The 22574-nt window shown below is 73.6% G+C and carries 16 protein-coding genes and 1 riboswitch; of the genes, 5 read left to right on the top strand and 11 right to left on the bottom strand.

Translation table 11 applies throughout. From position 1 onward, the window contains the following. Positions 1 to 2: 2 nt before the first annotated feature. The gene (locus tag GCG21_RS03065; RefSeq protein WP_152817807.1) at positions 3 to 1241 is read right to left on the bottom strand and encodes an O-succinylhomoserine sulfhydrylase; all 1239 of its coding nucleotides are present in this window, start codon (positions 1239 to 1241) and stop codon (positions 3 to 5) included. A gap of 4 nt (positions 1242 to 1245) precedes the next feature. Continuing rightward, a riboswitch (SAM riboswitch) is annotated at positions 1246 to 1345 on the bottom strand. A 120-nt stretch (positions 1346 to 1465) separates the two neighbouring features. Between GCG21_RS03065 and GCG21_RS03070 the strand changes: the two genes are divergently transcribed. Both GCG21_RS03070 and GCG21_RS03075 read left to right on the top strand, forming a co-directional pair. Then, the gene (locus tag GCG21_RS03070) at positions 1466 to 2479 is read left to right on the top strand and encodes an alpha/beta hydrolase (protein WP_152817808.1); all 1014 of its coding nucleotides are present in this window, start codon (positions 1466 to 1468) and stop codon (positions 2477 to 2479) included. Positions 2480 to 2512: 33 nt separating this feature from the next. Next, on the top strand, positions 2513 to 2833 hold the full coding sequence (locus GCG21_RS03075) for an Lsr2 family protein (protein ID WP_152817809.1): 321 nt from the start codon (positions 2513 to 2515) through the stop codon (positions 2831 to 2833). Here GCG21_RS03075 and recD read toward each other — a convergent pair. From recD to GCG21_RS03095, 4 genes are all read right to left on the bottom strand, one after another. Continuing rightward, positions 2756 to 4648, bottom strand: a complete 1893-nt coding sequence (gene recD, locus GCG21_RS03080; protein WP_152817810.1) for an exodeoxyribonuclease V subunit alpha — start codon at positions 4646 to 4648, stop codon at positions 2756 to 2758. The genes GCG21_RS03075 and recD overlap by 78 nt on opposite strands. Then, the gene (locus tag GCG21_RS03085; RefSeq protein WP_152817811.1) at positions 4645 to 8136 is read right to left on the bottom strand and encodes a UvrD-helicase domain-containing protein; all 3492 of its coding nucleotides are present in this window, start codon (positions 8134 to 8136) and stop codon (positions 4645 to 4647) included. The genes recD and GCG21_RS03085 overlap by 4 nt, the downstream gene beginning before the upstream one ends. Position 8137: 1 nt before the next feature. Then, a complete protein-coding gene (recC, locus tag GCG21_RS03090) occupies positions 8138 to 11602 on the bottom strand; it encodes an exodeoxyribonuclease V subunit gamma (protein WP_194164905.1) in 3465 nt (1154 codons plus the stop codon). A gap of 105 nt (positions 11603 to 11707) precedes the next feature. Then, positions 11708 to 12130: an LppA family lipoprotein gene (locus tag GCG21_RS03095; RefSeq protein ID WP_152817813.1), complete on the bottom strand. Its 423-nt coding sequence runs from the start codon at positions 12128 to 12130 to the stop codon at positions 11708 to 11710. A 164-nt stretch (positions 12131 to 12294) separates the two neighbouring features. Between GCG21_RS03095 and GCG21_RS03100 the strand changes: the two genes are divergently transcribed. The 3 genes from GCG21_RS03100 to GCG21_RS03110 all read left to right on the top strand — a co-directional run bounded on the left by GCG21_RS03100 (position 12295) and on the right by GCG21_RS03110 (position 16181). After that, positions 12295 to 13026: a glycerophosphodiester phosphodiesterase family protein gene (locus tag GCG21_RS03100; protein WP_152817814.1), complete on the top strand. Its 732-nt coding sequence runs from the start codon at positions 12295 to 12297 to the stop codon at positions 13024 to 13026. A gap of 166 nt (positions 13027 to 13192) precedes the next feature. Continuing rightward, positions 13193 to 14494: an MFS transporter gene (locus tag GCG21_RS03105; RefSeq protein WP_152817815.1), complete on the top strand. Its 1302-nt coding sequence runs from the start codon at positions 13193 to 13195 to the stop codon at positions 14492 to 14494. 253 nt (positions 14495 to 14747) lie between these two features. Beyond that, positions 14748 to 16181 carry a dicarboxylate/amino acid:cation symporter gene (locus GCG21_RS03110; protein WP_152817816.1) on the top strand — a complete coding sequence of 478 codons (1434 nt, stop codon included), beginning with the start codon at positions 14748 to 14750 and terminating at the stop codon, positions 16179 to 16181. Between the two features lie 40 nt (positions 16182 to 16221). Here the strand turns inward: GCG21_RS03110 and GCG21_RS03115 are convergent, their stop codons facing one another. The 6 genes from GCG21_RS03115 to GCG21_RS17180 are packed head-to-tail and all read right to left on the bottom strand — an operon-like array spanning position 16222 to position 22571. Then, positions 16222 to 17220, bottom strand: coding sequence for an SDR family oxidoreductase (locus tag GCG21_RS03115; protein ID WP_152817817.1), 999 nt, complete (start codon positions 17218 to 17220; stop codon positions 16222 to 16224). Positions 17221 to 17276: 56 nt separating this feature from the next. Continuing rightward, the gene (locus GCG21_RS03120) at positions 17277 to 18383 is read right to left on the bottom strand and encodes an enolase C-terminal domain-like protein (RefSeq protein WP_194164906.1); all 1107 of its coding nucleotides are present in this window, start codon (positions 18381 to 18383) and stop codon (positions 17277 to 17279) included. After that, a complete protein-coding gene (locus tag GCG21_RS03125) occupies positions 18380 to 20089 on the bottom strand; it encodes a GMC family oxidoreductase (protein ID WP_370517235.1) in 1710 nt (569 codons plus the stop codon). Before GCG21_RS03125 ends, GCG21_RS03120 begins: the two co-directional genes overlap by 4 nt. After that, positions 20086 to 20832, bottom strand: a complete 747-nt coding sequence (locus GCG21_RS03130; RefSeq protein WP_152817819.1) for a gluconate 2-dehydrogenase subunit 3 family protein — start codon at positions 20830 to 20832, stop codon at positions 20086 to 20088. The genes GCG21_RS03125 and GCG21_RS03130 overlap by 4 nt, the downstream gene beginning before the upstream one ends. 1 nt (position 20833) lies before the next feature. Beyond that, positions 20834 to 21364 (bottom strand): hypothetical protein, encoded by a 531-nt coding sequence (locus tag GCG21_RS03135; RefSeq protein ID WP_227993072.1) that lies wholly within the window; start codon positions 21362 to 21364, stop codon positions 20834 to 20836. 10 nt (positions 21365 to 21374) lie between these two features. Further along, positions 21375 to 22571, bottom strand: coding sequence for a thiamine pyrophosphate-dependent enzyme (locus tag GCG21_RS17180; RefSeq protein WP_370517267.1), 1197 nt, complete (start codon positions 22569 to 22571; stop codon positions 21375 to 21377). Positions 22572 to 22574: the final 3 nt, after the last annotated feature.

Consider the following 22574-nt stretch of genomic DNA (forward strand, 5'->3'; position numbering starts at 1 on the left):
CCTCAGTCCTGCAGGCCGGCGGCGGTGAGCGCCTGGTCCAGGTCGGCGATCAGGTCGGCCGGCGCCTCGAGTCCGACCGAGAACCGGATCGTCGTCGCCCCGATGCCGTTCGCGGCGCGGACCTCGGGCCCGAGCTTGCGGTGGGTCGTCGTGCTCGGGTGGGTGACGATCGACTTGACGTCGCCGAGGTTGTTGGAGATGTCGATCACCTGCAGTGCGTCCATGAAGGCGAAGGTGCGTTCCGTGGCCACGGCGGGGTCGTCGTCGTCGATACCCAGGTCGAAGGTGACCACCGTGCCCCCGCCGCTCATGAGCCGGCGCGCGAGGTCGTGCTGTGGATGGGAGGGCAGGAACGGGTAGTGCACCGCCCGCACCCCCGGCCGGCCCTCGAGCCACTCGGCGAGTTCGAGCGCCGCATCGGCCATCGCGCGCACGCGCAGCGGCAGCGTCTCCAGCCCCTTGAGGAGCACCCAGCCGTTGAACGCGCTCAGGGTCGGGCCGGTCGTGTGGATGAAATCCTCGACCGGGCCGTTGATGAAGTCCGCGGTGCCGAGGATCGCGCCGCCGATGACCCGGCCCTGCCCGTCGATGTGCTTGGTGGTGGAGTAGACCACGACGTCGGCGCCGAGCTCGAGGGGACGCTGCAGGATCGGCGTGGCCATGACGTTGTCGACCACGACCGTCGCCCCGGCCGCGTGGGCGAGTTCCGCCACGGCCGGCAGGTCGACGATCGTGTTCATCGGATTCGAGGGGGTCTCGAGGATGACGACGTCCGCCGGCTCGGCGAGCGCGGTCCGCCATTCGTCGAGGTCGGCGCCGGTGACGTAGTCGGTGCGCACGCCCCAGTCCGCGAAGAGTCCCTCGAGCATCGCGAAGGTGGTGCCGAAGAGCTCCTGGGCGGCGACCACGCGGGATCCGGGCCGCAGGAGCGCGTTGAGGCAGGCGTGGATCGCGCTCATCCCGCTCGCGGTGGCGGTGCACGCGCCGGCCCCCTCGATGAGGCGCAGCCGTTCCTCGAAGGCGGCGACCGTGGGGTTCGCATCGCGGGAGTAGATATAGCGCGGCAGGTCACCGGCGAAGGCCGCGGCCGCGTCGGCCGCACGGTCGTACACGAAGCCCTGGGTCAGGAAGATGGGCTCGGACATCTCGGCGAATCCGGTGCGCTCGAGGCCGCCCCGGGCGGCGTAGGTGGCCGGGTCGAGCCCGCCTGGCAGGGAACATCGGGGGCGTGGTTCGCTCATCTCTCCTCCATCGGTCCTGGCGGTAGCACCTTCGCGCACTCGGGTCGGTGGCGCGGTTGCTGCAGCGTCGACGAGCCAGATCTCTCGGCTGCTCTGGATGGTTCTCCGAAGCGTACGGACTCCCGCGCCCGCGCCCGCCACCCGGCGACGGCATTCCGCCATCTGAGACGCGGGCAATGGGGGCGAATGCCCGGGCGAGCGCGGTGCGCGTGCCAGGATGAGGCATGGCAGCTGTGCAGGAGGCCCGGCCGGACGTCCTGGGCGAGGACTGGGCGAGACGCACGATCCGGCTCGCGCCCGACGGCGCCGCCGAGCCGCCGGTCGCCACCCTCGTGCACCGGGCCGAACACCGGGCGGGCGACCGGGCCGGTCGGCCGCGGGCATCGTGCGCGGTGCTGTACGTGCACGGGTTCGTCGACTACTTCTTCCAGGTTCATCACGCCCGCACGTGGGAGCGGGCGGGCTATGACTTCTTCGCGCTCGACCTGCGTGACTACGGCCGCTCGATCCGGCCCGGGCGGCGACCGAATTGGATCACCGACCTGGGCGCCTACGACGAGGAGCTCGACGCCGCGCTCGGGTGGATCCGGAGCGCCGGCTACGCCCACGTGCTCCTCGCGGGGCATTCCACCGGTGGCCTCGTCGCGAGCCTGTACGCCCACGATCATCCCCGCGGGGTCGACGGCCTGGTCCTCAACAGCCCGTGGCTCGACCTGAACGAGCCGTGGCCGGTTCGGCACGTGGCCAGTCCGCTCATCTGTGCGATCGCACCGGTCGCACCGCTCGTGCCGCTGCGCCCGCTCGGCCGGGCCTATGGGGAATCACTCCATATCTCGACCGGCGGCGAATGGGATTACAACCTGAATTGGAAACCCCTCGAGGGTTTCGGGGTGGCGGCCGGCTGGTTCCGGGCGATCCGGCGCGGGCACGCCCGAATCCGGCGGGGTCTGTCGATCGACGTGCCGGTGCTCGTGGCCACCTCGGGTGCGCGGGGCAGCAACACCGATCCGACCCCGGCCGACCTCGACGGCACCGACACCGTGCTCTCGCCGCCGCAGATGTGGCGGCGCGCCCGCGGGCTGGGACGGGACGTGACTGTCGTTCGGATCGCGGGCGGCCGGCACGATCTGACCCTGTCGAGACCCCGCGCCCGGAACAGGTTCGATCGGCAACTCACGGGCTGGCTCGCCGGTCGATTCGCGATCGCGCACGGTCGCCCGCCATTCGTGCCAGAATAGGGCCTCCCCGTCTCAGCGTTATCGGAGCTCTTCTTGGCGACCGTAGAATCCATCACCCTGATCGACGATATCGACGGCAGTGCCGCCGAGCGTACGGTCCACTTCGCCCTCGACGGCATGGAATACGCCATCGATCTCTCGCGCGCGAATCGCAATGCGCTCGTGCGGGACCTGGCACGGTTCATCACGGTCGCCAGGCGCGTGGACGGAGCGGGCCCGCAGCTGCGGGTGGCCGAGACCGACGCCGACCCGCGCGCCGTGCGTGAATGGGCCCGCTCACACGGCATCGCCGTCCCGGAGGGTAGGCGGCTGCCGCGCAGCGTGATCGACCAGTTCGTGGCCGCGGGCAACTGACCCCGCCGACCGTGCCAGCCGCTGCGCCAGCCCGGAGGCCCGGCTCGTGTGGTGGGTGATGGCCCGCACGAGCACCTCCTGCTCGCCGACGATCGCGACCGAGCGGCGCGCCCGGGTGAGGGCGGTGTAGAGCAGTTCCCGGGTGAGGATCGCCGAGTCGATCGCAGGTAGGAGCACGCTCACGTCCTGGAACTGCGAACCCTGGGAGCGGTGCACGGTCATCGCGTGGGCGGTGACGACGTCGTTGAGCCGGGCGAGGGCGACGAGCCGCCCCTGCGGGTGGCTGCCGTCGGCGATGACGGCCGCGAGCCCGCCCGCGCCGGTGTCGACCACCACGCCGATGTCGCCGTTGTACAGCCGCAGGCCGTAGTCGTTCGAGGTGACGAGCAGCGGCTGGCCGGGGTACCAGCGCCCGAGCCGGTGCCCGAGCGAGGCCGCGAGCCATTCCTCGAGCCGTCGGTTCCAATGGGCCGCGCCGGTCGGCCCGTCCCGGTGGGCGCACAGCATCCGGTGCTCCTCGAGCACCGTGAGCGCCCCGGCCCGGTCCCCCGCGGCGGCGAGCTCGTGCAGCCGCAGGGCCGCGGGCGTGACGATGCCCTCCAGGTCGTCGATTCCGATGAACCGCCGGCTCGGGTTCCCGCTCGTGAGGGCGGCGAGCGCCGCGTCCGAATCCCCGTCCCGCACGGCCCCCGCGAGGGCGCCGATCCCCTCTCCGAAGCGCCGGTTGCGGGTCAGTTCCGCCACGGGCGCCCCGGGCCGGCTCCGCAGGCCCGCGACGAGGTCGCCCAGCACCGCACCCGCCTCGACCGAGGCCAGCTGGTCGGCATCGCCCACGAGCACGAGCCGTGCCCCCGGCCGCAGCGCCTCGAGGATGCGGGCCATCATCGTGAGGGAGACCATCGAGGTCTCGTCCAGGACGACCATGTCGACCGGGAGCCGGTTCCCGCGATGGTGCCGGAACCGTGTGCCCTGATCGGGGATGGTCCCGAGCAGCCGGTGGATCGTGGTGGCGGGCAGGGCCGCGATCCGGTCGGCGTGCCGGGTCGGGAAGGTGGGATCGGCGGCCGCGGCGCGGATCGCCTCGGCCATCCGCGCGGCCGCCTTCCCGGTCGGCGCCGCGAGGGCGATCCGGGCGTACGGGTCCTGGTCGAGGAGGCTGCCCAGGAGCCGCGCGACGGTCGTGGTCTTGCCGGTGCCGGGACCGCCGGTGATGACGCTCGTGAGGGAGCGGGCCGCCACCTCCGCCGCCGCGCGCTGGTCGGCGAAGCCCTCGCCCGGGAAGTACTCGGCGAGGGAGGCCGCGAGCGCCGCCTCGTCGACCGGCACGCTCCTCGCCCCGCGGGTCTCCAGGTGCGTGAGCACCGCGGTCTCCTCCTGCCAGTAGCGGTCGAGGTAGAGGCGGTCGCCGTCGAGCCGCAGGGGGTGCACGCCGGCCCCACCCGACCCGCCGATCAGGGCGGAGCCGGCCAATTCCGCGACCCACCCGTCCTCGTGCACACGGGGCCAGTCTTCCGGCGGCACCGCGGGCCACAGCTGCGTGCGCTCGTCGTCGGGTCCCACCGGCACCCCACCGAGGTCGAGGCACACCGATCCGCCCCGCACGGCCCGCACGGTCAGTGCCACCGCGAGCGCGTGGGTCTCGCGCTCCTCCCCGGTCAGCCGGGTCAGTCCGCGGGCGATGTGGACGTCGGCGGCGGTGATCTCGCCCGTCTCGTTCAAGGCGGCGAGCAGCCCGCTCAGGCCCCGGACCCGTGCCGGGTCCCACTCCCCCAGCCGGTCGACGCCGGTCGCCTCGAGTGCAAGCGCGCTGCTCATGCGGCTCCTCCGTCCAACACGTTCGACAGGTCGGTCACGAGCCCGGCGGGCGGCGCCCACGAGAACACCCCGGCCGGATGCCCGGACGTGATCGGGGTGGCCGGGCCGGCCATGCCCCGCACGTACAGGTAGAGGACACCGCCGAGGTGCTCGGCCGGATCGTAGCCCGGCAGCCGCCACCGCAGGTACCGGTGCAGTGCGACCGAGTACAGCAGGGCCTGCAGCGGGTAGGACGAACCGCGCATCGCCGCGTCGAGCTGGGCGGGGCCGTAGTGCGCGCTCGTGAGCAGCTCGTCGAGCGGGCCGAGCCAGTTGGTCTTGTAGTCGGCCACGAAGAACCGCCCGCCGCGCCGGAACACGACGTCGATCGAGCCGGTGAGATAACCGCGCAGGGACGTCGCCCGGTAGCCAGGTCCGTCGAGTTCGCCGGCGTAGGCGGCCAGCGGGTCCTCGGCGCCGAGGTGGCGGCGCAGCGCCGGCGCGAGGTCGCCCAGCGTCACGGGGCCGGCCGCCCCCGCGGTGTCACCGGTGCGCGCGCGTGCCCGGTCACCGCCGTCGAGGGGGAGCTCGAAGTCGAGCTCGTGGAGCCGCTCCGACCGGGGCACATCGGCGAGCGTGGCCGCCGGATCCACGAGCGGGCCGAGCGGCGTGCGCACGACCGCCTCGAGAGCGGTGACGAGCACCTCCCGGTCGACCTGCTCGGGCCAGTACGTGAGCTGTTCGCCCACGAGTTCGCCGATCCGGCCGCGCAGATCGTCGCCGGCGGCGACCGGATCGAGGTGTTCGAGCACCCCGTGCACGAGCGACCCGAAGCGGGCACCACGGGGCAGGGACGCCATGGGCGAGGGGAGGACGTCGCCCGGTCCGGCCGGATCCGCGACCGCTGTGCCGTCCATGCCGTCCATGCCGTCGGGGCCGTCCATGTCGTCCATGTCGTCGGGGCCGTCGGTGCCATCGGGGCCGTGGCCGCCGGTTCCCGGCTCGATCTGGATCTCCTGCTCGTCGGCGCGCAGGTCGTACCCCGGTTCACCGCCCGGTTCCGACCAGTCGCGGTCCTCGGCGGCGGCGCTCAGCGCCGTGTAGGAGGTGCGTCGCCATTGCAGGTCGATCCGGCGGTTCCACGAGCGCGCGCCGGTGAGTGCCTGCGCGCTCGGGGTTCCCGGTCTCGGCAGGTCCGCGATCCGGGCCTCCTCGAGGTGCACCTGGGCGCCCCAGCGCTCGGCGGCCTCGGCGAGCGGGTCGGCGGGCAGCGGCGCGGTCGCCGCGATCGGGCCGTCGCCGCTGCCCCGGGCGAAGAGGAGCCGGTGCAGGGGCGAGGCCGGGGTGCGTTCGAGCGAGGGCATCCACCAGGCCACGAGGTGTGAACGGGCGCGGGTGGCGGCGACATAGAGCAGCCGGAGCGCCTGCCCGGCGTCCTCGGCCCGGGCGAGGTCGCGGTGCTCCGGGCTCGGGGTGCCGCCGACGTCGAGGCAGCGCCGGCCGGTCGCGTCGTGGAAGAGGAGGAGGTCGTTCTCCGCCCCGAACGTCTCCGCGAGCGTGGGCAGGTAGACGAACGGGAACTCCAGGCCCTTGGAACCGTGGACGGTGAGGATGTGCACCGCACTGTCGTCGGTGTCGAGGCGGCGCAGGTCCTCCCCCTCCGGGGCCGCCATGCGCTCGCGCAGCCAGTGCACGAGCGCGATCACCCCGGCCTCGGGCACCCGGCGGGTGCGATCGTGCAGCAGTTCGGCCAGGTGCCGCAGGTCGGTCAGGAGCCGCTGCCCTCCGCTGCGGCGCAGCACCCGGTCGCTCACCCCGCCGCGACCCCAGCCCTGGGCGGTCTCGAACACGGCGGCGACGCCGTGGCGGCGGAGGAGGTCGCCCCAGTCCCGCAGCCGTTCGGCGACCTCGTCGGTCAGTTCCTCGCCCCGCCGGTCGAGCTCAGCGGCCGTGTGGCCGAAGAAGGGGGTGAGGGCCACGGCCCGGACCCGCCGCGAACTCGAGGGCAGCTCGATCGACTCGAGGAGGGTGAGCCAGTCGCCGGCGGCGGCGGTGGCGAAGACGGAGCCGGCGGAGGCGATGACCGAATGCACCCCGCCGGCCGCGAGCGCCTCCTGCACCCGCTCGGCCTGGAAGTTCGTGGTGCACAGCACCGCGACGTCGCCGGCGCGCACGGGCCGCTCGATCTCCCGGTCCCGATCCGGATCACGTTCCCGCACCTGGGCGGAGGAGGTGAGCAGCCGCGCGATGTCCGCGGTGAGGTCCTGGTAGATCCGGGCGCGCAGCCCGGAGAGGTAGACCCCGCGCCGGGCGCTGCCGGGCAGGCCGCTCGGGTCGACCATACGCAGCCGCACGGGCGCGGGCGCGGGCACGCCCGACGTGCGCCCACCCGTGCGGCCGGCGTCGACGGGGGTGACCCGGATCCGGGGATCGCCCAGCTCGGCACCCCCGAAGAGGCCCTGGAGGGCCTCGTGCAGGTGCTGGTCGCCGCGGTGGTTCCGGGAGAGCGTGAGGCGGCGGTCGGCGTGACCGGCGGCCTCGAGGTAGGTGGCCACGTCGCCGCCGCGGAAGGCGTAGATCGCCTGCTTCGGGTCGCCGATGAGGATCATGTCGGAGGAGCCGTGGAACGCCTCGCGCAGGATGTGCCACTGCAGCGGGTCGGTGTCCTGGAACTCGTCGACGAGCACGACCTTCCACCGGTCCGAGAGCCTCGCCCGCGCCGCGGGTGAGGCGAGCGATCGGGCGGCGTGGGCGAGCATGTCGTCGTAGGTGAGCACGCCCGTACGTTCCTTGCGGCGGGCGAGTTCGGTTCGCACGTGCTCGGCGAACCGCACCCGTTGCCCCGCGGCGGAGCGCGGGTCGCAATCCTGCGGCTCGAGGTGGGCGATGGGGTCCCTCACCACGGCCCGGGCGATCTCCTGGGCCTCGGAGAGGGTGAGCTGGGGTGGATGCGGGAAGTGCGCGTAGGCCGAGACGTACAGGTCGCTGACGGTCTCGGCCAGCAGGTCGTCGACCGATTCGACCGCCGTGAGTCCCGCGGTGGCGTCGCCGGCGACGCCGAGGCCGTCGCGCACGGCGAGGGAGAACTGGTGGATCGTGGCGATCGTGGCCGCGTCGATCTCCGACAGGGCGTGACGCAGCCGCCGGTGCCGGAGGCGGAGCTCGGCTCCGGGAAGTCCCGGACCGGCCAGGAGCTGGTCGACCTCGTCCCACGGCCCCTCCGCGCCGGGCGCACTGGCCGCCGCGCCCGCGTCACCCGCCGTGCCGGCGACCGCGGCGGCGAGGAGCCGTTCGGTGCGCACGAGCCGCTCGCGCACCCGGGAGCGGAGTTCCTGGCTGGCCGCGCGGCCGAAGGTGACCACGAGCAGGTCGGCGAGCCGGTGGGTCCCCTCCGTCACGAACCGGGCGACGAGGGCGGCGATCGTCCAGGTCTTCCCGGTCCCCGCGCTCGCCTCGAGCACGGTGGTGCCGCGCGGGATCGGGGCGGTGATCTCGAATCGCTCGGGCATGTCAGCCTCTCCTCTCGGCCAGCAGGAGCGCCTGCCACAGCCGCAGCGCGTATTGGCCCAGCCGGCTGGGCACACCCGAGAACCAGGTCTCGCCCAGGTCGGTTCGCACCTGCTGCTCGAGGAGCGCGCCGGTGGACAGCTCGCCCCAGACGAGCCGGTGATAGGGGTCCTCGTTCTCGCCTGGGACCGGGGACTTGAAGCCGCGTTCCCACTGCTTCTTGGCCGCCTCGCGTTGCCGGTGGCCGTTGCCCCCGGGATCGGCGTGCGCGAGGGCCCAGGCGTGGCTCGTCCTGATCGGCAGCGGGAGCGGCTCGGTCAGGCCGCGGTCGCGGATGTCGACGAGGACGGCGAGTTCCCGGGCCGCATCCCGCGCGGGCAGGGGGCCGAGGACGACGTGGCGGGCGCCGCGCCCGTAGCGCGCGATGACGTGCGCGCGCCAGGCGCGCTCCGGGTGGGAGACCTGCACCGCGAGGAGGTCGATCCAGGCCGCGAGCCGGTGCTTCGGCCCGAGGGACGAGTAGTGGATGCGCACCAGGTCGCTGCCACGCACGCCCTGCACCTGGCCGATGAGGCGGCGCGCGCCCGGGGTGGCCGGGTCGAGGGGAACGTCGCAGTCGACGGGCTCGGCACCCGCGGCGCGCAGCTGCTCACTCACGCCGAGCAGGCGGCCGACGCGGGCGGCGATCACCTCGAGCTCACGGCGGCCGAGCTCCGCCGGGGGCAGCTCCCCGCGGAGCCGCTCGGCCGCGAGCAGCACGTCCGGGTCGGCGCCGGCGAGCGCCCGCTGCAGGAGCCGGTCCCCGATCTGCCAGCCCACGAGGCCCCGCGCGTCCAGGGGGATGTCGTCGGCGATCGGCTCGTGGTCGGCCGAGACGCCCACGTCGAGCCGGTCGCGCACGAAGCCGCGCACCGGGTGCACGAAGTAGCCCTGGAGGTCGGCGAGGAGGACGTCGGCCGGTGGCGGCGGCGGGAGCGGATGAGCGAGGAAGGACTCGGCGGTGATGAGGTCGCCCGACCGGGCGGCGGCGGCAGCGGCGGCCGCCCGGTCGAAGCTGACCAGGGCGGTCCCCGGCGTGAAATAGCGGGCATCGAAGGGTTGCAACGGCTCCTCGACGTGGACGCGCCGGCGGCCCTCTCCCGGCGCCGTCGCCTCGAGCACGTCGAGGAGTTCGGCGACGGGTACCGCCGGTTGCAGCCGCGCACCGCGGTACTGGTCGGCCCCCGAGTAGGTGATCACGAGGGTGTCGGTGGCGGCCATGATGGCGTCGAGGAAGAGTTGGCGGTCCTCGGCGCGGACGTCGCGTTCACCGATGCGGGGCCGCGGGGCGAGCAGGTCGTCGCCGTCGAGGCGGCCGGCGCGCGGGAAGGTGCCGTCGTCCATGCCCAGGAGGCAGACGACGCGGTGGGGTACGCCGCGCAGGGGGCCGAGGGGGGCGACCGTGAGGGATCCGGTGCGGACCCCGCCCGGGCCACCGCGGCTGCGCTGCGGATCCGTCAGGCCGCGCAGGATGCCGCGGACGTCGGCGATTCCGGCCGGGGCATCGGCGAGTCCGTCGCTCCCGGCCATCCGGGTCAGGTCGGCGTCGGCCTGGGCCGCGAGCCATTCCTCGTCGGGGCCGACCGCACCGAGGCCGTGCGTGGCCTCGAGCAGCGCCGCCGACCAGTCCGCCAGGGTCGTGGCCGCGCGGAGGGCCGCGACCACGGACCGGAGTCGATGGGTCGCCTCGGCGAACCGGCCCGCGAGGTCGATGGCGCCGCTGGGTACGTTGTCGACCGGGAGCACGTTGCCCAGGGACCGGCCGTCCTCGGCCATGGCGGCACCGAGGAGGAGCGAGCGCAGGCCCATCGTCAGGGTGTTGTGGGGCAGGTCGACGCCGAAGTCGGCGCGGTCGGCGCGATCGAGTCCCCAGCGGATGCCGGCCTCGCCCACCCACGTGGTGAGGGTGGCCAGGTCGTCGTCGGTGAGGCGGAAGCGGCGGCGCACCACGTCCCGGCCGAGCAGGTCGAGCAGGTCGCTCGCGCGGATGCGCCCGGCGGTGAGCTCCACGAGGGTCAGCGCGAGCTGCACGAGCGGGTTGACCCGCCCGCGGGTGGCGATGCCGACCCGAAAGCCGTGGGCCGGATGGACCGGGCCGGTCGCCTCGGTCATCCCGAACGCCGCCTGGATGGCCGGGCCGTAGGTGTCGAGGTCGGGGCACATGATCACCACGTCCCGCGGTTCCAGGGTGGGGTCGTCGGCGAACAGGCCCGTGAGGATCTCGCGCAGTGCCTCGACCTGCCGGGTCGGGCCGTGGCAGGCGTGCACCTGCACGGACCGGTCGCCGGGCTCGAGCCTGCGGCCGGTGGGCGCGGGCGGGCGGTCGGCGGCCAGGTCGGCCTGGAGCCGGCCGAGCAGGTTCGCCGGGCGGGCCACCGGTGGGGCCACGTCGGTCGCCGCGCGCTCGAGGAGGGGGGCGAGGGTGAGTTGGAGCTCGCGCAGTTCGCGGCCCAGGCTCACGAGCAGCGGGTGCCGGGCGATCGTGTCGGAGTCGTCGTCTGCTCGGGCGGGGCGCAGGGCCGGGTCGGCGGCGGGGTCGGCGGGAGCCGCCGCGAGTTCGTTCCACAGCCGCGGCGAGGGGTGGCACAGCCACAGGTGCACCTCGCTCACGTCGGCGACGGCGGCCAGGACCTCGACGTCGGCGGGGCTCAGCCGAGCGGGCACGACGATATTCAGGCGGCGCGGAATCGCGACGCCCGCGCCCTCGAGGAGGTCCGCTCGGCCGCCGGTGCGCGGATCCGCACCGAGGCGAGCGGTGAGGCGGCGGTACAGCTCGGCCTGCCAGCGTTCCGTGGCCTCGGCGTGCGGGCCCCGCGCCCCGCGCCCGCCGCCGGCGTGGCCCGCGAGCCACCCCCGGACGAGTTCGGGGCGCTCGTCCGCGTACGACCACAGGAGCCCGGCCACGCGCCGGGCCACCGAATAGCGCCGGTCGCGCCGCGCCGCGGGCGTGAGCACGGGAACTCCCAGCCCACCCAGCCCAGCAATCCCATCGAGCCCAGCCTCGTCGCCGGGATCGGGCCGCCCCGTGGCGGCCCACGGTGCGGGTGGTTCCGCCCGGGCACCGATGTGCCAGGCGACGGGCGCGGCCCAGTCCTCCTCGGCGGCGGCGTCGATCTCCGCGAGCACGTGCCAGGCGAGCCGGTCGGGCCGCCACGGGTCCTCGTCGTCGCGGCCGGTGACCAGCCGGGTGAGCGACCGGGGCGAGGTGAACTCGAGACCCGCGCAGACGCCGTCCCCACGCCGTGACGGGCCCTGGGCGCCCGCCCCCAGCCGGTGCGAGAGCCGCTGCGCCAGCCATCGACCCAGGGCGGGGCTGGGCACCACGACCGGTTCGAGTTCGAACACGTCGCCGGGATCGGCCGCGAGCAGCTCGCCGAGGCCGTCGGCGAGGGCGTCGAGGCGGTCGGCGCGATGAACGGAGATACTCACGTCCACGAATGTATCTGCCGGGACCGACACCCGAGCCTCCACCCGGGCCGACATCCGGGCCGACATCCGAGCCGGCCCCACCGGGCCCCGCGCCGACGCGCCGCCTCAGGAACCGCTGGGTACGTGCTCCCGGGTGGGTGCGGCCATCGGGGTGCGCACCATGAGCACCGTGTTCACGGCCATGCTCAGCCGCCAGATCCCGCCGGCGTTGTCCCCGCCCGCCAGATCGAATCGGCCCGGCTGCTCCGTGAGCACGCGCACGTCGGTGAAGCCGTACCGGCGCCCGATCTGGGCCACCAGGTCCCCCACGCTGCGCCACGCAGGCGGCGGATACGTGCCCTCGAACTGCCGGCTCACGAGCCCGACGGCCTCGCGGCCCGACGCGTCGTAGCTGCGGGGCTCGCGGGAGTCGGCGCAGTCGTGCCATTCCTGCGGGCCGAACTGCCGGTCGAGCGCGGCGATCATCTCCGCGCGCATCCGCCGGCAGTGCGCGAGCGCCTCGGGCAGGGTGGGCGTCGACGGGTCCATGGTTGCCCTCACATTCCCAGCGGCAGAGCCGGCCGCGGCGCCTGAACATCACCCACGTGGCACTCCTTCGCTGTGACGAGCACCCTAGGCTGGGTGAGGCGGGGCGACCAGAGGCAGAACTACCCATCGACACCCGAGCGCCCGCGGGGGAACGGCCGGAGACCATGACCGAGATCATCGCCCATCGCGGCAATTCGCAGGTGGCGCCGCCGAACACGCCCGCGGCGCTCGAGGCCGCCTGGCGGGTCGGCGCCGACGCCGTCGAGATCGACCTCCAGCAGCTCGCCGACGGCACCGCGGTGGTCATGCACGACGAGACCGTCGACGCGACGACCGACGGCACCGGTCCCCTCGCCGCGTTCGATGTCGCGGGCCTGGCCGCCCTCGACGCGGGTTCCTGGTTCTCCCCGGCGTTCGCCGGGCAACGCGTGCCGCTGTTCACCGACGTGCTCGACTTCCTCACCGCGCGGCCCGGCATCGACCTGCTGCTCGAGATCAAGGGCGACTGGGAGGCGGAGGCGCTGAGCGTCGTCCTCGCGGGGACACGGGAGGCGGGCCTGGCGGGCCGGGTGCGGGTGCAGAGCTTCTCGGTGCCCACCCTCACGCGGTGCCGCGAGCTCGCCCCGGAGCTGCGGCGCGAGCTGCTCGTGCACGAGCTGCCGGCGGACCTGGGCACGGCCCGGGAGCTCGCGGCCGGCGGGATCAACCCGCGCGGCTCGGCACTCGCGGGCGACCCGGCCTTCGTGGCGCGGGCGCACGCGGCGGGGCTGCGGGTGAGCGTGTGGACCCTCGACGAGCCCGAGCAGTGGCGACGCGCGCTCGCAGCCGGGGTGGACGCGATCATCACGAATCGCCCCGAGCTGCTCGCGGGCCTCCTCGCCGGCCGAGCAGGCTGAGTGGGCTGAGTGCGCCGAGTGGGCCGAGTGGGCCGAACAAGCTGAGCCTGGCAACGAACCGCAACCGTTCGCTTCCGGGCGCGGCCTCGGGGGAGGATGACCGCGCCCAGGTCCGGGCCCGATCCCGGGCGGCGCGGCCGGGCTTCACGAGTTCGAGGGAGCAGCGGTGACGGTTCGATCCGGTCCCGGTACGGGAGCGACGAGCACAGGGTCGACGGGGGCGACGGGGCCGAGGCCCGGCGGCGGGTCGCCGACGAGCGGCGTCACCCGCGCGATGGGGCCCGGGATCGCGACGGCCGTGGCGATCGTCGCGGTGGGCATGTCGCTGCGCTCGCCGATCACCTCGATCGCCGCGGTGCTGCCGGAGTTGCGGGCCGATATCCAGTTGACGGCCACGATGGCCGGCCTGCTGGCCTCGCTGCCGGTCGTCTGCTTCGGCCTGGCGGCGACGTTCGCGGCCGGGGCGACGCGCCGGTTCGGGATCAACCGGGTGCTCGTGACGAGCCTGCTGCTGTTGGCGGTGCTCGTGGCCGTGCGGCCGTTCGGTCCGGCCTGGTGGGTGCTCGCGACCTCCGCCGGCATCGGGGTCGCGATCACCGCCGGGAACGTGCTCAACCCCACCGTGGTGCGGCGGGACTTCCCGAGGCGGCAGGGACCGATGATCGCCGTGTCCACGGCGGCCCTCACGGCGAGCGCGGCCGTGGCGGCGGCGCTCACCGTGCCGCTGGCGATGTGGATCGGCTGGCGGTGGGCGCTGGCCGTCTGGGCCCTGCCCATCCTCGCCGCCGCCTGCTTCTACCTCCTCAAGGCCGGCCCGGAGGAGGTACTGCCCGATGGCCCACCGCCGCGAGCACATGCATGGCGCATGCCCGCGGCCTGGGTGCTCGCGGTGTTCTTCGGCCTGCACTCGGGGCTGTTCTATGCGAATACCGCCTGGATGCCCACCTATCTTCCGGCCCTCGCCGGCCTGAGCGAGGCCCAGGCCGGGGTGGCGGCCTCGATCTTCCAACTCGTGGGTATCGGCGGCGCACTGAGTCTGCCGGTGCTTACCGCTCGGCTCACGGGCGGTCGACGATTCCTCGCACTCGGGTGCACGCTCACCTGGGTCGTGTTCACGCTCGGGCTGCTGCTCGCGCCCGGGGCGTACATCGCGTGGATGATCATCGGCGGCTTCGGTCAGGGCGGAGTCATGGCGATGCTGCTCGCGCTCATCACGCTCCGTTCCCCCGACGTGAACACCGTGCGGGAGGTCTCCGGGATGACCCAGACCGTCGGCTACCTCATCTCGGCCCTCGCGCCCACGGTCGCCGGGTCGCTCGTCGAGCTCACCGGCGGCTGGACCGCCTCGCTCGTGCTCTTCCTCGGCATGGGCACCGCGATCACGCTGCTCTCGCCGATCGTGGCCTCGCGCCACCGACTCGAGGTGCGCCGGGAGCCGGCCGACCGTGGGGTCCTCCGCGGCAGCTGATCGCCGAAGCTCACGGGGCGCGTCATAGCAGATCCCGGAGTCACGGACGCGCGCGGGCCGATTCGTCTCACGGGCAGGCCGTCGTCTCACCCCGTGATCGTTCCCGATCGCCCCGTCGACGGCCGCGGTGGCCGGCCGTAGCGTCGAATCCGCGACGAGCCGGGCCCCCGCCGATGACCAACGGGAGGACCTCGGCGACGCGAGCTGCGCCGTCCGCACGCTTGTTCCCCCCGACCACGAAAGGCCTCTCGCCATGCCCACCCCGGCCAGCACCGCCAGCCCGACCAATACGGTCCCACCCAAGCGGCGCCTCAGACTGCCCTCCTTCGGCACGCAGATCCTCCTCGGCCTGGCGTTCGGGCTGCTGCTCGGCTGGGCGGCCCTGGCGATCGGCCCGACGGTCGACGCGGCGGGCGAGGCAGCCGACAACTGGCTCCTCGTTGCGCTCAGCACCATCGGTTCGACGTTCGTGACGCTGCTCAAGGCCCTCGTGCCGCCGCTGATCTTCACGGCGATCGTGGCCTCGATCGCGAACCTGGGCAAGCTCACGAACGCCGCCCGACTCGCGGGGCAGACCCTGCTGTGGTTCGGGATCACGGCGGCGGCGTCGGTGGCGATCGGCATCGGGCTCGGCCTCGTGTTCCAGCCGGGTCATCACACGTCGGTGACCGAGGCCGCGGCCGAGGACCCGGGCCGCTCCGGCTCGTGGCTCGACTTCCTGAACGGGCTCGTCCCCTCGAACTTCCTCGGCCTGAGCGTCAACGGCGACCGGGTGAACTTCGCGGCGCTGCAGATCGTGGTCATCGCGCTCGTCGTGGGCATCGCCGCCCTGCGCACGGGAAAGAAGGCCAAGCCGTTCCTCGACTTCAACGCCTCCGCGCTGGCCGTCGTGCAGACCGTGCTGTGGTGGATCATCCGGCTCGCCCCGCTCGGCACGCTCGGCCTCATCGGCAACGCGATCGCCCGCTACGGCTGGGAGCTGCTGCCGCAGCTGGGCACGTTCGCCATCGCGATCTACGTCGGCCTCGCGCTCGTGGTGTTCGTGGTCTACCCGATCGTGCTGCGGGCCAACGGCCTCTCGATCCGTCAGTACTTCAAGGGTGCCTGGCCCGCGATCCAGCTCGGGTTCGTCTCGCGCTCCTCGCTCGGCACCATGCCCGTGACCCAGCGGGTGATCGAGCGGAACTTCGGCGTGCCGCGCGCCTACGCCTCCTTCGCCTCCCCGTTCGGCGCCACGACCAAGATGGACGGCTGCGCCGCCATCTACCCGGCGATCGCGGCGATCTTCGTGGCGCAGTTCTACGGGATCGACCTCGGCGTGACCGACTTCGTGCTCATCGCGTTCGTCTCGGTCGTCGGTTCGGCCGCGACCGCGGGCCTGACCGGCGCGCTCGTCATGCTCACCCTGACGCTCTCGACCCTCGGGCTGCCGCTCGCCGGCGTCGGGCTGCTGCTCGCGATCGACCCGATCCTCGACATGGGCCGCACGGCCGTGAACGTGGCCGGGCAGGCGCTCGTTCCGGCCATCGTGGCCAAGCGCGAGGGCATCCTCGACCAGGAGGTCTACGACAGCCCGTCCCAGGCGATCCTCCTGGCCGACGTCACCGCCGAGGAGGAGGCCGAGCTCGAGGCCGACGCGGCCGCCGAGGCCGACGCGGCCGACGAGCGGGAACTGCAGCAGGTCTGACCCCGCGCCGGTGGCGGCTGCCCGCTCGAGTGGGCAGCCGCTACCGGCGGCGCGCGCGCCGCGCCAGCAGGCCTGCGACCGCGACCGCCCCGGCCCCCGCTGCGACCGCGCGGCGGTTCATCGTCAGCCACAGCCACGGGTCGCGGGCATGCGCGGTGGCATCGAATGCACCGTGGGAGCCGCGGTCGACCTCGTCGTCCTCGGGCTCGAACACGTTCGATCCCCACCGCGGCAACTCCTCATCGGCCTGCTGGGAGGCGATCCCGGTCCGGCCGAGGTAGCGGTCGAGCAGGCCGGGGATGAGCCGCTCGGCGAGGATCGTGTAGGCGGTGGAGAACCCCACCCACAGGTTGCGGCGCGGATGCCCGGCCAGGAACACGATTCCCCGGCCGGCGAGCTCGGGTTGGAACACCGGCGCCACGGGCATCGGGTGGCCGGCCATCCGGTTGAGGTTCCAGTTGAACTGCGACGTGTTGAGCCCCGGCAACTGCACCATGCACAGCTGCACGCCGCTGCCCTCGGCGAGGAGCTCGGTGCGCACGGACTGCGTGTAGCCCACCACGGCGTGCTTCGCCCCGCAGTAGGCCGATTGCAGCGGGATCGAGCGGTAGGCGAGGGCCGAGCCCACGTTGATGACGACCCCGCGGTCCCGCGGCCGCATGTGCTCGAGCGCCGCCTGGGTGCCGTACACCTGGCCGAAGTAGCTCACCTCGGTCATCCGCCGGAACTCCTCGGGGGAGGTGTCCCACGAGCGTGCGAGCGAGCCGGCGAACGCGACGTTGACCCACACGTCGATCTCCCCGAGCTCGTCCTCGACCCGGCGGGCGGCGGACTCGACCGCCCCGTGGTCGGACACGTCGGTGGGCAGGCCGAGCGCCCGCCCGCCCCGGGCCTCGACGTCGGCGACCGCCCCCGCCAGCCCCGCCCGACCGCGGGCGAGCACGGCGACGTCGTAGCCCGCCGCCGCGAACTCCCGGACGGCGGCCCGCCCGACCCCCGCAGTCCCGCCGGTCACCACCGCGATCCTCCGTGCGTCCATCTCATCCTCCTGCTCTCCTGCTCTACCGGTTCGGTCTCCCGTGCCCCGAGGGTCGCTCACCCGGTCCGGAACCGTTCGGCGTCGGCGGATCGCAGCTCCAGCCCGTTGCCCGCCCGCCCCTGGTCGGGCACCAACGCGCCGCCCCGGGGCTCGAGCACGCCGTCGAAGAGCAGGGCCTCGATGCGCACGTGGTCGTGGAAATACTCGAGGTGTCGCAGGTTCACCGCGGCCGCCGCCACGTGCGCGTGCAACTGCGGTGCGCAGTGGCCGGACACCTGCAGGTTGTACGCCGCCGCGAGCGCCGCGATCCGCAGCCACTCGGTGATCCCACCGCACCGGGTGACGTCGATCTGCACGCAGTCGACCACGTCCACCAGGGGGCGGAAATACGCCAGGTCGTACCCGTACTCCCCGGCGGCGACGTCCACGTCGACCCGGTCCCGCACGAGCGCCAGGCCCGCGTGGTCGTCGGAGGATACGGGCTCCTCGAACCAGGTCGCGCGCTCACCCGCGAGGGCCCGGCCGACCCGGATCGCCTGCTTGCGCCCGTAGGCGCCGTTCGCATCGACGTACAACTCCGCCGTCTCCCCGATCACCGCGCGCGCGAGAGCCACCCGGTGCAGGTCCCGGGCCACGCGCTCCCCCCGTGACTCGCCGATCTTGATCTTCACCCGCGGGATGCCCAGGGCGTGCACCCAGTGGTCGAGCTGGGCGCGCGTGCGGTGATCGTCGTACGTGGTGAAGCCGCCGCTGCCGTAGATCGGCACCGCCTCGTGCGCGCGCCCGAGCAGCCGGGCGAGCGAGACCCCGAGGAGCCGGGCCTTGAGGTCCCACAGGGCGGTGTCCACGGCGCTGATCGCACACGAGGCCAGGCCCGGCCGGCCCAGGTTGCGGATCGCCCGCACCATCGCCTCCCAGCTTCCCGGCACGTCGAACGCGTCCCGCCCCGCCAGCGCGGCGGCGAGCGGGCCGTCGACGATTCCCGCGCACGCCCCGGCGGCGTAGGTGTAGCCGGTGCCGACCTGCCCGCCGGCGCTCACCCGCACGAGCACGAGGGTCGTCGAGGACCACGCGAGCGTGCCGTCGGCCTCGGGCCCGTCGGTGGGAATCTCGTAGACCGAGGTCGCGACCTGCCCGATCCGCGGCGCGGCGTGCCCCGTCACGATCCGACCCCGGCGTGTGGACGACGCAGCTCGCCCCGGCGAGCGCCTCGCCGCGCGCTCGCACCGGGCCGGGTGCCCGTGAGCCGCTCGGCGAGCCGGGAGGCGAGCGCCATGATGGTCAGCGCCGGGTTGGCGGCGCCCTGGGTCGGCATGACCGACCCGTCGCAGACGAACACGTTCGGCACCCCCCAGATCCGGTGGTCGGAATCGATGACGCTCGCCGCCGGCGCCGCGCCCATGCGCGCCCCGCCGACGAGGTGGGCGAAGCGGTGCACCGTGAGCACGTCCTGGGCGCCGGCGGCCTGGAGGATCTCGGTGATGACCCGGGTGGAGTAGGCGTTGTTGCGCCGGTCGTTCTCACCGAGGGAATGGTCGAACCGGGCCACGGGCAGGCCGCGCCGATCCACCTCCTCGGCCAGGGTGACCCGGTTGTCCGGATGCGGCAGCAGCTCGTTCAACACCCCGATGGTCGCCCAGTGGTTGTAGTCGCGCATGTACTCCCGCAGCGCCCGGCCCCAGTGCCCGTCGGCGAGCACGTGCTCGGCCCAGCCGATCGGCAGCGGGCCCACGGTCTGGATGGAGAAGCCGCGGGCGAAGTCCCGGGCCGGGTCGGTCTCGTAGAACTGCTCGGAGGAGACCTCCGGCGGCGGCGCCTTGTACTGGCGGATCTCGTGGTCGAATCGGCCCGCGGTCTGGGCCGCCCCCTGGACCATGACGTAGCGGCCCACCTGGTCCTCGTTGTTGCCGAGCCCGTTCGGATGACGGCGGGACGTCGAGGCGAGCAACAGCCGCGGGGTCTCGATCGAGTAGCCGGCCACGGCGACCGCGGCCGCGCGCTGCAGGTGCACGGTGTCGTCGTCGCCCGAGAAGTAGGCGACCCCGATCGCGGCGCCGGTCGAATCGTCGATCTCCACCCGGGCGGCCATCGAGTCGGCGCGGATCTCCACGCCGTGGTCGAGCGCGTCCGGCAGGTGGGTGACGTACGGGCTGGCCTTGGCGTTCACCTTGCAGCCCTGCAGGCAATAGCCGCGGTAGATGCAGTGGGGCCGGTTGCCGAACGTGCCGTTGACGATCCCGACGGGGCCGACCCGCATCTCGATCCCGAGCTTCTCCGCGCCGCGCCAGAGCACGGCGGCCTGCTCGGAGATCGGGTGCGGGGAGGAGGGGTAGGTGTGCGGCTCGCCCCAGGGCCAGTTCTGGCCGGCGACGGGCAGCTCCCGTTCGAGCAGCTCGTAGTGGGCCCGCAGGTCGCCGTATCCGATCGGCCAGTCGGCGCCCACACCGTCGGTCGAGTGGGTGCGGAAGTCGGAGGGGTGGAACCGGGGGGTGTAGCCGGCGTAGTGCACCATCGAGCCGCCGACCCCGCGCCCGGAGTTGTTCTTGCCGAGCGCGACGGGATCGGTGCCGCCGATCACGCGCGGCTCGTTCCAGTACAGGTGGTGGGAGCCGGCCTCGTCGGAGACCCAGTCCTCGTCCGGATGCCAGAACGGCCCGGCCTCGAGGACGACCACGCGCCAGCCCGCCCGCGCGAGCCGCTGGGCGAGCACGGAGCCGCCCGCCCCGGCGCCGACGACCACGAGGTCGACCTCGTCCTCGTCGCGGTAGCGGGCCATCGTGTCCTCGCCCGGGAGCTGGCGGGAGTGCACGTCGAGCAGGAAGCGCGAGTCGTTTTCCGCGGGTCCGACCGACCCCTTGAGCAGCGTCACAGCCCCTCCTCCTCACTCGTGCGCACCGGGTCCTCGGCGGTGGCGGCCACCGCCTCGTCGGGCTCGCGCACGCTCACCGGCCCGAGCCGCATGTATCCGCGCGGGTAGGCCGGCCCGCCGAAGCCGATCTCGTTCCATGCCCAGGGGTGCCCGTAGAAGAGGCCGAGCACGGCGCTCATGCACAGGGTCCACACGTTCGGCACGTCGAGCCTGCCCCAGGGGCCGCCGGTGAGGATCCCATCCGGGTCGCCGGCCGCGAGCGCGTCGAGCAGCTCGCGCCGGCAGGGCCAGTCGGCGCGGGCGTACTCGCTCGCGTCGAAACGCTGCCGGGCGGTGTGGTCGAGGCCGCCGAGCAGGAGCCGCCAGGCGAGCCGGTCGCCCGGCATATCGGCGTAGCGGTAGCCCTCGGTCGTGCCCGCCGCGAGGCGAGCATCGATCCCCTCGGCCACCGGCACGCGGGGCTCGGTGTCCTGCGCGAGCACGTCGTCGCAGAACCGGCGGAGCGTGCGCTCCTCGGCCTCGTTGAACACTCGCAGCGGCTCCGGGTCGGCGAGCCGCGCGAGCACGACCGCGCGCGTGGCCGCATCCCACGTGTCGGCCGAGTCGAGCACGTCGTAGTCGGGGTAGCGCCCGATCATCTGCGGGGTGGTGCCGCGGCGCTGCCGCGGCAGCCAGTCCGGGTGCGGGGGCTGGCGATGCGGGCGCAGGTTCGGAAGGTGGCCCGGATCGGAGAAGTCGCGCATGTCAGCGTTCCCTGCGGAGCACGGCGGCGAGCACGCCCATGCCGCCGACCATGGCCATGAGGCCCGGGGCGGAGATGGGCGGCCCCGTGGGCACGTTGTAGGAGGCGAGTCGCCAGCCTCCGGGTTTGCGGGCGACGCCGCGGGCGTGGAAGTACTCCCCGAGGAGCCCGTCGATCGCGAAGACCGCGGACGCGATCGGCAGGGCCGTCTTCGCCCAGCGGCGGCTGTACACCCCGGCGATCCCGGCGATGACGACGGGCGGGGTGACGAGGATCGGGCTCCACATCCACTTGTTTCCGAAGCTCGCCTTGTAGTGCTCGAGGTAGATCTCCACGGCCGTGACCACGGCGGCCACCGCCGTGAGACCCGACAGGGAGCGTTCGAACCGGCCGTGTTCGATGTTGACGACCAGCCGGTCGAGGAGGTGTTCCACCTCGGGCACCGCGGCCTCGGCGCGGCGCCCGACGCCGCTGCGCCCTACGCCGCGCCCACCCGCGCCCGCCCGGGCGGGCCGCGTCGTCCATACGCTCATCCGACTCACCTCATCGCCTCGGCAGGATGCCCTCGGCGAACTCCCGGGCGGCGTTGACCGCGCCCGCCACGCCCTCCTTCGGGTCGGCGAGCACCGACGTGGTGAGCGCCTCGAACTGCGCGAACGTGATGTGCGGCGGGATCGGCGGCTCCTCCGGATCGGTCATGACGTCGACGATCACCGGCCGGTCGGCGGCGAAGGCCTCCTCGAAGGCGTCCGCGAGCTGGGCGGAGCGGTCGACCTTGATCCCCCGCAGCCCGATGAGCTCGGCGAATGCGGCGTAGGGCACGTACGGCAGGTCCTGGGAGGCGTCGAACTTCGGGTCCCCGGCCATCGCGCGCTGTTCCCACGTGACCTGGTTGAGATCCTCGTTGTTGAGCACCACGACGACCATCCGCGGATCGTCCCAGTCGCGGTAGTACTTCGCGGCCGTGATGAGCTCGGCCATGCCGCCCATCTGCATGGCACCGTCGCCGATCGTGCCCACGGCGACCCGATCGGGGTAGGCGAACTTGGCGGCGATCGTGTAGGCCATGCCGGGCACCATCGTGGCCAGGCTGCCGGACAGGGTGCCCTTCATCCCGGTCCGCATCCGGATGTGGCGGGCGTACCAGTTCGCGGCCGAGCCGGAGTCGGAGGAGAGCACGGCCCGGTCGGGCAGCTGCCGCGACAGTTCCGCGAAGACCGCCTGCGGGCGCACGCGGGGGCGGTCCCCGTCACGGTCGACGTCGGCGGGCTCCGCGCGGGAGTCCATCACCTTCCACCAGTCCTCGACGGCGGCGACGATCTTCTCCTGCCAGGACCGGTCCTCCTTGCGTTCGAGCAGGGGAAGGAGCTCGGCGAGGGTCTGTTTCGAATCGCCGAGGAGGGCCAGCTCCATCGGGTAGCGGATGGAGAGCATGCGCCCGGAGACGTCGATCTGGATGCCGCGCGCCTGGCCGATCGGCGGGAGGAACTCCGAGTACGGGAAGCCGGAGCCGACCATGAGGAGCGTGTCCGCACCCTGCATGAGATCCCAACTCGGCTTCGTGCCGAGCAGCCCGATCGAGCCGGTGACGTAGGGGACGTCATCGGGCACGACCGCCTTGCCGAGCAGCGCCTTGGCCACCCCCGCGCCGAGGGTGTCGGCGACCTGCATGACCTCCTCGGTTGCGTCGAGGGCCCCGGCGCCGACGAGCATGGCCACCCTGCGGCCGGAGTTGAGGATGTC

Source organism: Pseudactinotalea sp. HY160 (assembly GCF_009372055.1).
GTDB lineage: Bacteria > Actinomycetota > Actinomycetes > Actinomycetales > Beutenbergiaceae > HY158.

What these genes read in the sequence shown, in the direction of transcription:
- GCG21_RS03065 (WP_152817807.1), bottom strand. Translation starts at nt 1,241, where the DNA reads ATGAGCGAACCACGCCCCCGATGTTCCCTGCCAGGCGGGCTCGACCCG.
- GCG21_RS03070 (WP_152817808.1), top strand. Translation starts at nt 1,466, where the DNA reads ATGGCAGCTGTGCAGGAGGCCCGGCCGGACGTCCTGGGCGAGGACTGG.
- recD (WP_152817810.1), bottom strand. Translation starts at nt 4,648, where the DNA reads ATGAGCAGCGCGCTTGCACTCGAGGCGACCGGCGTCGACCGGCTGGGG.
- GCG21_RS03085 (WP_152817811.1), bottom strand. Translation starts at nt 8,136, where the DNA reads ATGCCCGAGCGATTCGAGATCACCGCCCCGATCCCGCGCGGCACCACC.
- GCG21_RS03095 (WP_152817813.1), bottom strand. Translation starts at nt 12,130, where the DNA reads ATGGACCCGTCGACGCCCACCCTGCCCGAGGCGCTCGCGCACTGCCGG.
- GCG21_RS03100 (WP_152817814.1), top strand. Translation starts at nt 12,295, where the DNA reads ATGACCGAGATCATCGCCCATCGCGGCAATTCGCAGGTGGCGCCGCCG.
- GCG21_RS03110 (WP_152817816.1), top strand. Translation starts at nt 14,748, where the DNA reads ATGCCCACCCCGGCCAGCACCGCCAGCCCGACCAATACGGTCCCACCC.
- GCG21_RS03115 (WP_152817817.1), bottom strand. Translation starts at nt 17,220, where the DNA reads ATGGACGCACGGAGGATCGCGGTGGTGACCGGCGGGACTGCGGGGGTC.
- GCG21_RS03130 (WP_152817819.1), bottom strand. Translation starts at nt 20,832, where the DNA reads ATGCGCGACTTCTCCGATCCGGGCCACCTTCCGAACCTGCGCCCGCAT.
- GCG21_RS03135 (WP_227993072.1), bottom strand. Translation starts at nt 21,364, where the DNA reads ATGAGCGTATGGACGACGCGGCCCGCCCGGGCGGGCGCGGGTGGGCGC.